Source organism: Bradyrhizobium sp. 35, assembly GCF_023073215.1.
Lineage (GTDB): Bacteria > Pseudomonadota > Alphaproteobacteria > Rhizobiales > Xanthobacteraceae > Bradyrhizobium > Bradyrhizobium canariense_D.
Genome location: NZ_JADPJC010000080.1, coordinates 244,742 through 256,747, shown reverse-complemented (window position 1 = coordinate 256,747; position 12,006 = coordinate 244,742). Strand labels below are relative to the sequence as shown.

9 protein-coding genes and 1 pseudogene are annotated in these 12,006 nt (G+C 65.5%); 2 read left to right on the top strand and 8 right to left on the bottom strand.

Annotated features, from left to right (window positions below; genetic code table 11):
- Nucleotides 1-40 precede the first annotated feature (40 nt).
- The 5 genes and pseudogenes from murJ to IVB36_RS17365 form a co-directional block, all read right to left on the bottom strand.
- Complete coding sequence (murJ, locus tag IVB36_RS17385) at nt 41-1,567, bottom strand: murein biosynthesis integral membrane protein MurJ (protein WP_247392529.1); 1,527 nt, start codon at nt 1,565-1,567, stop codon at nt 41-43.
- 43 nt (nt 1,568-1,610) lie between these two features.
- Entirely contained in the window at nt 1,611-2,762 is a 1,152-nt protein-coding gene (locus IVB36_RS17380) for a DegT/DnrJ/EryC1/StrS family aminotransferase (protein ID WP_247392694.1), read from the bottom strand.
- Nucleotides 2,763-2,801: 39 nt separating this feature from the next.
- Nucleotides 2,802-3,806 carry a Gfo/Idh/MocA family oxidoreductase gene (locus IVB36_RS17375; RefSeq protein ID WP_026233387.1) on the bottom strand — a complete coding sequence of 335 codons (1,005 nt, stop codon included), beginning with the start codon at nt 3,804-3,806 and terminating at the stop codon, nt 2,802-2,804.
- 183 nt (nt 3,807-3,989) lie between these two features.
- On the bottom strand, nt 3,990-5,402 hold the full coding sequence (locus IVB36_RS17370; protein WP_247392527.1) for a mannose-1-phosphate guanylyltransferase/mannose-6-phosphate isomerase: 1,413 nt from the start codon (nt 5,400-5,402) through the stop codon (nt 3,990-3,992).
- A gap of 7 nt (nt 5,403-5,409) precedes the next feature.
- Nucleotides 5,410-5,679, bottom strand: a pseudogene (locus tag IVB36_RS17365) (UDP-glucuronate 5-epimerase); the annotation flags it as partial.
- 222 nt (nt 5,680-5,901) lie between these two features.
- Between IVB36_RS17365 and IVB36_RS17360 the strand changes: the two are divergent.
- Nucleotides 5,902-6,861, top strand: a complete 960-nt coding sequence (locus IVB36_RS17360) for a lysylphosphatidylglycerol synthase transmembrane domain-containing protein (RefSeq protein WP_247392525.1) — start codon at nt 5,902-5,904, stop codon at nt 6,859-6,861.
- Complete coding sequence (locus IVB36_RS17355) at nt 6,858-7,877, top strand: glycosyltransferase family 4 protein (RefSeq protein WP_247392523.1); 1,020 nt, start codon at nt 6,858-6,860, stop codon at nt 7,875-7,877. Before IVB36_RS17360 ends, IVB36_RS17355 begins: the two co-directional genes overlap by 4 nt.
- On the opposite strand, the gene IVB36_RS17350 is transcribed toward IVB36_RS17355, so the two are convergent.
- Genes IVB36_RS17350 through IVB36_RS17340 form a run of 3 tightly spaced genes read right to left on the bottom strand, consistent with a single transcriptional unit; the run spans nt 7,865 to nt 11,945 of the window.
- On the bottom strand, nt 7,865-8,812 hold the full coding sequence (locus IVB36_RS17350; RefSeq protein ID WP_247392521.1) for an NAD-dependent epimerase/dehydratase family protein: 948 nt from the start codon (nt 8,810-8,812) through the stop codon (nt 7,865-7,867). The two genes, IVB36_RS17355 and IVB36_RS17350, sit on opposite strands and share 13 nt — an antisense overlap.
- The gene (locus IVB36_RS17345) at nt 8,809-10,029 is read right to left on the bottom strand and encodes a glycosyltransferase family 4 protein (protein WP_247392512.1); all 1,221 of its coding nucleotides are present in this window, start codon (nt 10,027-10,029) and stop codon (nt 8,809-8,811) included. Before IVB36_RS17345 ends, IVB36_RS17350 begins: the two co-directional genes overlap by 4 nt.
- 2 nt (nt 10,030-10,031) lie before the next feature.
- Nucleotides 10,032-11,945: an SDR family NAD(P)-dependent oxidoreductase gene (locus IVB36_RS17340; protein WP_247392509.1), complete on the bottom strand. Its 1,914-nt coding sequence runs from the start codon at nt 11,943-11,945 to the stop codon at nt 10,032-10,034.
- Between the last annotated feature and the right edge of the window lie 61 nt (nt 11,946-12,006).

The following is a 12,006-nucleotide window of genomic DNA, read 5'->3' as shown; positions in this document are numbered from 1 at the left end:
GACAAGCTCGAGCCGTCAATGCGTTGAAAATATGAAAAAGTTAACCCCGCACCAGTGAGACCAGCCAGCGGCGCCCGAACAGCGCAAGGATGGCGAGCGCATAGACGATCGTACCTCCGACGGCCAGCAGAAGCAGCGTCAATTCGTCCCGGAAGTGCATCGAGCCCAACGAAGGACAGCCGAAGCGCGCGATGAGCCAGAAGGCGGCGGCCAGGATGAGCCCGGTCAGCAGGAATTTGGCGAGCGACAACAGCCAGGCGCGGTCCGGCACGAGAAAGCCTCGCCGCACCGCGAAGAACAGCACCAGTAGCAGGTTGGTCCAGACGCCGACGGCAGTGGCCAGCGCAAGCCCGATCTGGGCCAGCGATCCCATCAAGGCAATTTTCAAGGCGACGTTGACCGCGATGCCGGTCAGCGACGCCCGCACCGGCGTCGCCGTGTCCTTGCGCGCGTAGAAGGTCGCGACCGCGCTGCGGATCAGTACGAAGGGGATCAGGCCGATGGCATAGGCCGCGAGCGTGGCGCCGGCAGCGGCGGCATCGGCTTTCGAGAACGCACCACGGGCGAACAGCGCGCGCATGATCGCGTCGGGCACGGTGAGGAAGGCGGCCACGAACGGCACCGAGAACAGCAGCGTGAAATCGAACGCGCGGCGCTGCGCCTTCATCGCACCGTCTTGGTCGTTGGCCGTGATCCGCCGCGACATCTCCGGCAGCAGCACCGTGCCGATGGCAATGCCGATCACGCCGATCGGGAGCTGGTTGAGACGGTCGGCGTAATACAGCGCCGACAGCGCGCCCGCCGGCAGGAAAGTCGCGATGATAGTGTCGGCAAACAGCGCGAGCTGCGTGCCCATCGAGCCCAGCGTCGCCGGCCCGAGTGCTTTAAAGAATGCGCGGACGTCTTCGTCGAGCTTGAGCGGCGCAAAGCGCGGCAGGCCGCCATGGCGGGCGAGATCGCCGGCGAGCAGGAAATACTGCAAAAAACCCGAGATCAGGACACCCCAGGCGGCAGCGTGGCCCGCGCCGGGAAACCATGCGGCGAGCGCCAGCGTCATCATCATCGAGATGTTGAGGAAGATCGACGCGGCTGCGGCGCTCGCAAAGCGCTGCATCACGTTGAGCATGCCGCCATAGAGCGTCACCAGCGTGATCAGCAGTAGATAGGGAAAGGTGATCCGGGTCAGCTCGATCGCGAGCTTGCGCTGCTCGGCGTCCTCGGAAAAGCCGGGCGCCAAAATGCTCATGGCCTGCGGCATGAACACCCAGGCGACGATCAGCAGCACCACCTGCGAGGCCAGCAGCAGCGTGAAGATGCGGTCGGCGAACAATCTTGCCGCCCCCTCCCCGCGCTCACCGTGCACGTGCGCATAGGCCGGCACCCAGGCGGCGTTGAAGGCGCCCTCGGCGAAGATCGCACGGAAATGGTTGGGCAGCCGCAGCGCCACGAAAAAGGCGTCGGCCACGGGGCCGGCGCCGAGAATCGCCGCAAGCATGATGTCGCGGGCAAATCCCGTCAGCCGCGAGAGCAGCGTGTAGCCACCAACCGTGAAGATACGTCCGAGCATCGTTCCCTTCTAAAGGAAGAGCTCGCGCAGCAAAACGGGGAAATCAGGCTGAAAGCGCGCCGCGCACGGCCGCGATGATTCGCTCCTGATCGGCTTCGGTCAAATAGGCATGCATCGGCAGGCTGATGACGTCCTGCGACAGGCTCTCGCAGCCCGGCAGGCCGCCCTCGGCGACCGGGTACTGCTTGTAGGCCGTCTGCTGATGCATCGACTTGCCGTAGTAGATCGCCGTCGGCACGCCCTGGGCCTTCAGCGCGGCGGCAAAGCCGTCGCGGTCGGTACCCTCAGGGAGGCGGATCGTGTACTGCGCCCAGACCGACGTATTGCCGGGCGCCACGCGCGGCACCGTGACCACATTACCGAGACCGCGCGCGTAGCGCTCCGCGACCTTGTTGCGGGCGGCGATCTCATCGTCGAAGATCTTCAGCTTCTCGATCAGGATCGCGGCCTGCATGGTGTCGAGCCGGCCGGTCAGGCCGAGGCGGACGTTGTCGTATTTGTCGACGCCCTGCCCGTGCACGCGGATGCTGCGCAGCGTCGCCGCGAGCTCGTCGTCATCGGTGAAGATCGCGCCGCCGTCACCGAAGCAGCCGAGCGGCTTCGCGGGAAAGAAGCTGGTCGCAGTGGCGAGCCCAAAGGTGCCGAGCTTGCGGCCCTTGTAGCTCGCGCCAAAACCCTGCGCAGCGTCATCGAGCACGAACAGGCCTTCGGCCTTGGCGATCTCCGCGATGGCGTCGTGATCGACCGGCTGGCCGAACAAATCGACCGGAATCACCGCGACCGGCTTGAGGCCGGCCTTGCGGGCGGTCGCGATGCCGCGCTTGAGCGATTCCGGGCTCATGTTGAAGGTGGTCTCGTCGACGTCGACATAAACCGGCGTCGCGCCGGTCCGGGCCACGGGCGAAGCCGTCGCGATGAAGGTGAAGGACGGACACAGCACGGCGTCGCCCGGCCCGACATTCTTCGCCATCATCACCATCAGGATCGCATCGGTGCCGCTGGCGCAGCCGATGACGTGCTTGGCGCCGCAATAGGCCGCAAGCTGCTTCTCGAGCTCGGCGACTTCAGGGCCGTTGACGAACTGACAATGATCGAGAACGCGCTTCACGGCGGCATCGAGCGAGTCGCCGAGCCGGCGGCGCTGCGAGGCGACGTCGATGAAGGGAATGGGTTCGGAACGCAGATGCTGGTTCATGGCGCCTTGCGGGTTTTGATCGGTCAACATGGAATGGGATCAGCCGGCGACGCGGCGCGGGCCCTTGAGGGCGGACGACTTGGCGGCGGGCCGCGACGGCGTTTCCAGGCACTGCGTCGCGATCTCGAGGCTGGCGACGCCTTCGTCACCGGTGACCGCCGGCGTCTCGCCGTTGCGCACGGCCTTGAGGAACGCGATCAGTTCGGCGCGGAGCGGCTCGTCATGGCCGACTGGAAGATGCCGCATCGAATAGCTGCCGTCAGGCTTGAAGCCGAAACATTCAGTGACCTGGCGCGTCAGGAGATCGCCCATCACGTATTTGCCGCGGGTCGCGACCGTGACGCTGCGCGCCTTGAACGGCGTCAGCCAGTTGGTGTTGATGTGGGCGAGCACGCCGTTGGCGGTGCGGAATTGGAGCAGCGCGATGTCCTCACGCTCGGCGACCGCACTCGACAATTGCGGCTGCACCTCGACGATGTCGGATTCGGTGAACCAGCGGATCAGATCGATGTCGTGCACGGCAAGATCGATGACGACGCCGACATTGGACATGCGCGGCGGGAATGGGCCGACGCGCGTGATCGCGATCGACAGAATATCCTCGCCCGCGATCGCCTGCTTGACGGCGGCAACGGCCGGATTGAAGCGCTCGACATGGCCGACCATCAGCGTCACGCCGGCCTTTTGCGCAGCCGTGACGATCTCGCGGCCTTCCGCGACCGTGGACGCAATCGGCTTCTCGACCATCACGTGGATGTTCTTGGCGATGCAGGCGAGCGAGACCTCGTGATGCAGATGAGTCGGCGCCGCAATGGTAACGGCATCGACCCCTTCGGCCAGCAGCTGGTCGAGCGTCTCGAAGCTCGCGCAATTGGCAAGCTCCATCGCCCGCGTGCGATGTGCCGGCGAAGGATCGACGACGCCCACGAGGCTGACACCGGGAAGACCCGCGAGCACGCGCGCGTGGTTGCTGCCCATCACGCCGGCGCCAATGACGCCGACGCGCAAGCCGGCCTTTGCCGGTGCAGATCCTGTGGAACTCATTTGAGCAAACCCCGATTCAACGCAAATCCCCGGGGCGCTTCTAGCACGGACGCCACATTGTGGCGAATGCGGAGCTAGCGGTCCGGACACGATTTGATTCAAACAGTTACACGTTCCCCGGGCCTTAAGCCTCTGGACGAGACCACTCTTTTGGCCCGGGTCGCGTGATTCGGAGTGTGGTGGTTACGACCTTTGATAGTCGTCTTCAATCCGGATGATGTCGTCTTCCCCGAGATAGCTTCCCGTCTGGACCTCGATCAGCTCCAGCATGATTTTACCGGGGTTCTCCATCCGGTGCACCGCGCCCATCGGGATGTAGATCGACTCGTTCTCGTGCACGCTTTTGACGGTGTCGTTGACGGTGACGCGGGCGGTGCCGCGGACCACGATCCAGTGCTCGGCGCGATGATGGTGCTTCTGCAGCGACAGACGCCCGCCCGGCTTCACCACGATGCGCTTGACCTGGTGGCGCTCGCCATTGTCGACCGACTGGTAACTGCCCCAGGGCCGATGCACCTTGAGGTGCTCCTCGGTGACCTTCGGCGCGACCGCCTTGAGTTTCGTGACCAGCCGCTTCAGCCCGTTGGCATCCTTCTGACGCGAGACCAGCACTGCGTCCGCGGTCGCCACCACGATGAGATCGTCGACACCTTCGAGCGCGACCAGCGCAGAGTCGGTGGTGACGTTGCAATTGCGGCTATCCTCGAACACGGCACTGCCATGCGAAGCATTGCCTTGTGCGTCCTTGTCCGACAATTCCCACACCGCGTGCCAGGAGCCGACGTCGGACCAGCCGCAGGACACCGGCACGACCGCGGCGCGCGCGGTCTTCTCCATCACCGCATAGTCGATCGAGATCGCCTTGGCCGCGCCGAACGCCTCGGGCTCCAGCGTCACGAAGCCGAGATCGCGACCGGCATTGGTCACGGCATTGGAGATGGCCTCCACGCTCAAAGCATCGACCTTGCGGTATTCGTCCAGCAGGACGCTGGCCGGGAACATGAAGTTGCCGCTGTTCCAGAGATAGCCGGAATTGACATAGTCGGCCGCCTTCACCGCATCCGGCTTCTCGACAAAGCGCGCGACCGCGTGCACCTCGCCGGAGATGACCTCGCCCGGGCTGATATAGCCGTATTCGGTCGCCGGCCGCTCCGGCTTGACGCCGAACGTGACGATGCGCCCGGCGCTCGCGGCGGTGAGGCCTTGGCGGCACGCTGCGACGAACGCGGCATTGTCCTGCACCACGTGATCGGCGGCGAGCGCGAGCACGCTCGCCTCACTGGCGCGGTTCTGCGCGAACACCGCGCCGACTGCGATCGCAGGACCGGAATCGCGCCGCATCGGCTCGAGGATCACGTCGGCCTCGATGCCGATTTCCGCGAGCTGCTCCAGCACCATGAAGCGGTAGGAGGCATTAGTGATGACGATCGGGCGATCGAACAGCGAGGCCTCGGAGACGCGCAACAGCGTGTCCTGGAAGGTCGAGCGCGTGCCGAACAGCGGCAGGAACTGCTTGGGGCGCACCTCGCGCGAAGCCGGCCACAGCCGCGTTCCGGCACCGCCGCACATGATCAGGGGGATAATGCGTTTGTCCATCGTCATTTCAAACCTTGAGGTCGTTCCGATACCAGGTGACAAAATTACGAACTCCGTGCGCGATCGGCGTTGACGGTGCAAAGCCGCTATCGCGCATCAGATCCTCGACATCCGCGAACGTTTCCAAAAGGTCTCTCGGCAGCAATTCTTGGATCGCCGTCCGACCCAGCTCCGGCTCCAGAACTCTGACGACGTGCATCAGCTCTTCCGGGTGGTGGTTGCCGACATTGTAGACCTTAGACGGCGCATTTGCGGCAGCCGGACGATTTGCGGTGATCCCTCATCCTGTTCCCAAGGACCGCTTCGCCCGATCCGTCGCTCGATCTTTCGCCCGCGGCGCCTCTTTAGCCTCCGCATCGACGGGGCCGCAATAGCCGGCCGCCCTGTATGCGGGCTCCTGATCACCGCTATTGCAAGATCGGCGCCAAAACCATACCAAAGCGGCCGAATTCGGCGCCTTGCGTCGGGTTGCTTCAAAACCCTTGTTCATGCGGGCGAAATGCGCCGAATCCTGCTGTCGACGGCCAAGATCCTGATTTCCGGAGCGCTGCTATACCTGGCGCTGCGCAAGGTCGATCTGTCCGAACTGTTTTCGCGTTTCACCGTGACCAGCCTGTTCTGGATCGGCGTGGCGATCGCCGTCACGTTCCTGCAAATCTTCGTCGGCGTGTTGCGTTGGCGCGAGATCAGCGCCGCATGCGGCGCCCCGCTCGAGCTGGCCCGGGCCATGCGCTACAACGTGATTGGATCGTTCTTCAACCAGACCTTGCCCTCGGCGATCGGCGGCGATGCGGTCCGGCTGTGGCTCGTCGCGCGCGCCGGCGCCGGCTGGCGCGCTGCGACCTACTCGATCTTCGTCGATCGCGCGATCGGTTTGATCGCGCTGGCGATTCTCATCGTCGCGAGCCTGCCCTGGAGCTACAATCTCATCACCGATCCGCACGGGCGCTCGGCGCTGCTGCTCGTCGACCTCGCGGCGCTCGCGGGTGGCCTCGGCTTTCTGGTCTTCGGCGCGCTGAAATGGCACTGGCTGAAAACCTGGTGGGCCACGCATCACATCCACGCCTGTGCCGTGATCGCCAACCGCGTGATCTTCAGCCGCTCGCGCGGACCGGCCGTCGTGATCCTGTCGCTCGCCGTGCATGTGCTGGCCGTCGTGGTCGCCTGGTGCGTCGTGCAGTCGATCGCCGCGCCGGTTGGATTCAGCGACGTCTTTATGCTGGTGCCACCGGTGATGCTGATCACGATGATGCCGATCTCGATCGCCGGCTGGGGCGTGCGGGAAGCCACCATGGGCCTCGCGTTCGGCTTCGCGGGGCTGGCCGCAAACGAGGGCGTCAACGTCTCGCTGCTGTTCGGCGCCGTGTACTTCATCGTCGGCGCGATCGGCGGTCTGGTCTGGATCCTCAGCGCCGAGAAAGCCGCGCAGGGATCGGCGCCGCTCGGAGTGCCGGAGTGAGCGCGGCCATCGATGCGCTCGGCGCCGTCCCCTCGCTGCTTGCCGTTGCGATTGCCGCGCTGGTGTCGGGTGTCATCACCTGGAGCAGCCGCCCCCTGCTCCAGCGTTACGCATTGGCGCGGCCCAACGCGCGGTCCTCTCATCGCATCCCGACCCCGCAGGGTGCGGGCATCGCCGTGATATCAGCGACGCTGCTGGTCGCATCAGCCTGGGCAGTCTGGGCGAACGTCGCGATTCCGCCGGCGCTGATCGCTGCGACGGTCTTGATCGCCGTGGTCGGATTTGCCGACGACATCAAGTCGCTGCCGGTGCTGGTACGGCTCGTGCTGCAGGCCGCGGCCGTCGGCGCCGTCGTGTTCACCACGCCCGAGACCGCGCGCATCGTGCCGGCGCTGCCGCTCGCGCTGGAGCGCGGACTGATCCTGCTGGCGGGCGTGTGGTTCGTGAACCTCGTCAACTTCATGGACGGGCTCGACCTGATGACGGTGGCGGAAGTGGTGCCCGTCACCGCAGCGCTGCTGCTGCTGGGACTGCTCGGCGATTTGTCGTGGCCGGCCGCGCTGATCGCCGCGGCGCTGTGCGGCGCCATGCTCGGCTTTGCGCCGTTCAACAAGCCGGTCGCAAAAGTCTTCCTGGGCGATGTCGGCAGCCTGCCGATCGGCCTTTTGCTCGGCTGGTGCCTGCTCGAGCTCGCCTGGCGCGGGCAGCCCGCCGCGGCGCTGTTGCTGCCGGCCTATTACCTCGTGGATTCCACCATCACGCTGTTCCGGCGCATCGCTAGGCGCGAGCAATTCTGGTCGGCGCATCGCTCGCATTTCTACCAGCGCGCCACCGACCACGGCTTCACGGTCTCCCGCGTGATCGGCGAGGTGTTCGCGCTCAATCTCGTGCTCGCGGGGCTTGCCATCGTCACCGCTCGCGCCGGCTCGATGAAGATCACGTTGATCGCGCTGCTGGCGGGCGCAATCGCCATCGGCGTTGTGCTGCGGCGGTTCTCCCGTCCTCAGTCGTCCTGAGCCGCCAGCGCCAGCCGCAGCCCCTCGTCGAGAGACACCTGGGGCTGCCACCCGGTCGCGATCGCCTTGGAGACGTTGAGCTCGAGCGAGCCGATCAGGCTGTCATGCGTTTCCTGCCGCCCCATCACGATGAGAAGCTTGCTGAGCAGGTCGGGCGGCATGCCGAACAGCCGGGGGTTCTTGCCGGACGCATGGGCCAGGCGCTCGATGAACTCGGGCGTCGAGACCTGTTCCCTGTCAGCCACCAGGAAAACCTCGAAATTGCTGGCGGGGTCGGGATGGGCGAGCCGGCGCTGGATGAACGACGACAGATTCTGCACGGCGAGGAAGGCGCGGTGATTGCGGATGGCGGCAAAGGGCAGCGGCAACCCCAAACTCACCGCACGCGTCAGCAGCGCGAAATTGCCCTTGGCGCCCGCGCCGTAGACCAGCGGCGGTCTGATCACCGAGATCTTCATGTCATTGTCGCGCGCCAGCGTCCTCAGGCCGGCTTCGGCCGCAGCCTTTGACATGCCGTAGAGGCCGCGCGGCGTCAGGATGTCATCCTCGCTGTACGGCGCACGGCCGTCATTGCTGCGACCGTGCACGAGAACGGTGCTGATGAAGATGAACTGGCGCACACCGGCGGTCGCCGCGCTACGCGCCAGGTGCAGCGTGCCGGCAATGTTGACGTTGCGGTAGAGCTGGACTGCATGCTCCTCGCGCTTGTGATGCACGCGGGCGGCGAGATGGATCACGGCATCGACGCCATCGAGCGCGGCCTGCCAGTCGGTTTCGGGGCCAATCATTTCGACGACGACCTCGTTGCCCAGGCCTTGCGGGCTGCGCACCGCGTGGCGGACCGACCAGCCCTCGCGCGCCAGCGCGGGCACGACATGACGGCCGACGAAACCGCTCGCACCCGTCACCAGAACGACTGGCTTGCGCTCGTTCATCGTTGCTCCGCCAGTTCGGGGTTGCGCAACAATTCGTCGACCAGGGCGGCATAGGCGTTCATCGCGGTGACGCGATCGAACTTCGCCGCCGCCTTGACCGCACGCTCGGCAAAGGTGACACCGTCGGAGCAAGACGCCGCACGGATCGCCTCGGCCAGTTGATCGGCACGGCCGGGCGTCACGACCCAGCCCAGCCCGTTCTCCACCAAGGTCAACGCGGCCTCGGCCTCCGGCTCCGAGACCAGCACCACGGGACGGCCGACCGCCAGAAGATTGTAAAACCGACTCGGCACCGACACCCCCGCAACGTCCTTCCGGTACGGAATGATCCAGAGATTGGCCGCCGCCAGGAATGCCTCGAGCTCGGCATCCTCGACCCGCCCGACGAAGGAGACATTGGGCAAGTTCGCCTCAGTCTGCAACTGCTTCAAGCGCTCGAAGCCGATGCCCCAGCCGGAGAGCAGGAAGTGGATGTCAGGCTCGGCCTTCAAAAGGCGCGCCGCCTCGAACACGATCTCCGGATCATGGGTGAAGCCGAGATTGCCCGACAGGCCGACGACGAAGCGGGCTGTGAGCCTCTTGCGAAAGGGATTGTCCGCCAACACCGGCCGCCGTGCGGCCACGAGCGTCGCCCAGTTCGGGATGAAACGGATCTTGTTCCGCGTCATGCCGGAATAGCTCAGCAGCGGCCGCTCCGCATCGCGGCCGATGGTGATGACGGCGTTGAGCGCGCGGAACATCAGGCTGTTGGCGGCGCGCATCGTCATGGTCACGATCGAACCGGGCTTCAGCAGGCCCGCCATCACCAGCACGTCGGGGAAGAGGTCGTGCATGATCAGCGCCGAGCGCGCGCCCTTCAGCCTTGCCGCCGCCGCGACCGCGTAAGGCAGCATGAACGGTGCGGTGACGGTGAGCACGACGTCACCTCGTCTCAGCTCCCGTGTCAACGCTAGGAACGTGCGCGCCGCGAACAGCAGCTCGGAGGCGCCGCGCCGTACCAGCGCCGCCTTACCAGCCATCCGGTTCCTGATGGCGACGACGCGGGGCTTGCCCGGACCGGTTTGCGATGCCGGCAACGCACCTGGTGAGCCTGACAGCACCACGACCTCGTGATCGCCAGCGATGCGGCAGGCGATCTCGGCCATGATCGCCGCGGTCGTGCTCGGATCAGGCGGGTAATGCTGGCTCGCAACCACGATCTTGCCTCGAGGCTGCATGGTCAGGCCGCGGTCGACCCGAATTCCGGAACCGCGTCCTTCAGAATGGTCCTGATGGTGGCCCGATCGTCGCGCGCGATCGCCTGCTCCAGCGCCGCGATCCATTTGCGCAGCGTCTGCATCGGCGGCTCGTTCGGCTGCGCCGCCATGATGCCGGGGACGCCGATCTCGCGGGTCGGCTCTTCGGAGGCGAACAGGATTTCGTGCAGGCGTTCGCCGGGCCGCATGCCCGTGAACACGATTTCGATGTCGTAGCCGGGTTGCAAGCCCGAGAGACGGATCATGCGCTCGGCGAGATCGACGATCTTCACCGGCTGGCCCATGTTGAGCACGTAGACCGACACGTCCGAGCGCTGCGTTCCGAGCGCATGGGTTGCCGCCGTGATGACGAGATCGCAGGCCTCGCGGATGGTCATGAAGTAGCGGACCATGTCGGGATGCGTGACCGTCACGGGACCGCCGGCATCGATCTGGGCCTTGAACTTCGGCACCACCGAGCCGTTCGACGCCAGCACGTTGCCGAACCGGACCGAGATCAGCCGCATCGACCGCCTGGCGCCGCCGTGCCCCGCCGCAAGATCATGGTCGAGCGCCTGACAATACATCTCGGCGAAGCGCTTGGTGAGGCCGAGCATCGACACCGGCTCGATCGCCTTGTCGGTCGAGATCATCACCATGGCTTCGGCGCCGGCGCTGTGCGCGGCATCGGCAACGTTGATCGACCCGAAGATATTGGTCTTGACGCCCTCGCTCCAGTCGCGCTCGAGGATCGGCACGTGCTTGAGCGCTGCGGCATGGAACACGATGTCCGGCTTGAACTCCGTCATCAGGCGCATGACGCGTTCGCGGTCGCGAATGTCGGCGATCCGCCCTTCGATCGAAGCAGCGGTGCCGAGCGCCGCGAGCGTTTCGGTGATTGCGTAGAGCGCCGGCTCGGAATTTTCCACGATCAGAAGGCGCGCGGCGCCGAACGCGACGACACGCTCGCAGATCTCGGAACCGATCGAGCCGCCCCCGCCGGTGACGATCACCGCCTTGCCCTCGATCAGGGCCTCGAGCCGCGCATAGTCGATCTTTTCGCTCGGTCGCAGCAGCAGGTCCTCGACGGCGACGGCCGTGAGCCGCGGCGTGTCGCCACTCTCGAGCGAGGGCATGCGGCTCACGATCACGCCGAGCTTGCGCGCCCGCATCAGGATCGATTCGGGATGGGCCTCCGGCTCGAACGCCGACGGCGTCATCACGAGGCGGCCGATCGCCTTGTTGCGCTTGGCAAAATCGGCGATGACGTCCTCAACGTCATCGATGCCGCCCAGCACCGGCACGTTGCGGATGAGCTGGCCGAGATCGGCGCGCGAGGGCGACAATATGCCGACCGCCCAGATGCGCTTGATCGCCCCGCTCTCGATGCCGCGCAACAGCACCTCGGCATCCGCGGTCCGGCCGATCAGCAGCGTCGGCGCAGCATCATCGGTCCTCGCACGACGCCGCACCCGCGTATAGCGGAAGTAGCGGTAGGTCATGCGCAGCGCGCTGAGGAAGGAGATCTCGAGGAACCAGTAGAGGACGATGGTCACCTTGCCGAGGAAGAAGGCGCCACGGACGTTGGGGGCGACGAAGATGTAGTCGAGCGCCAGAAGCGCAACCGTCAGCACGGTCGCGACGCGGATGATGTTCAGCGCGTCTGGCAGCGAGATGAAGCGCCACTTCGTCGTGGTCAAGTTGAAGACGAAGAACACGACCACGCTGAAGGCGAGAAAATAGGGCAGGATCTGAATCAGCAGCGGCAGGCGGTCGAAGAAGCCGTCGCCGCCCTCGAAGCGCAGATAGAAAGCGGCAAACAGCGCCGCCGTGGTCGCCAGCAGGTCGTGGAGCGCGATCATGAAATTGCGCAAGGTGAGATGCGAAAGACGCGTCATCCGCTGACCGAAAATCCAGTTAGATGCAACCTGATCGCGCTGATAACCCATCTCGGCCGGA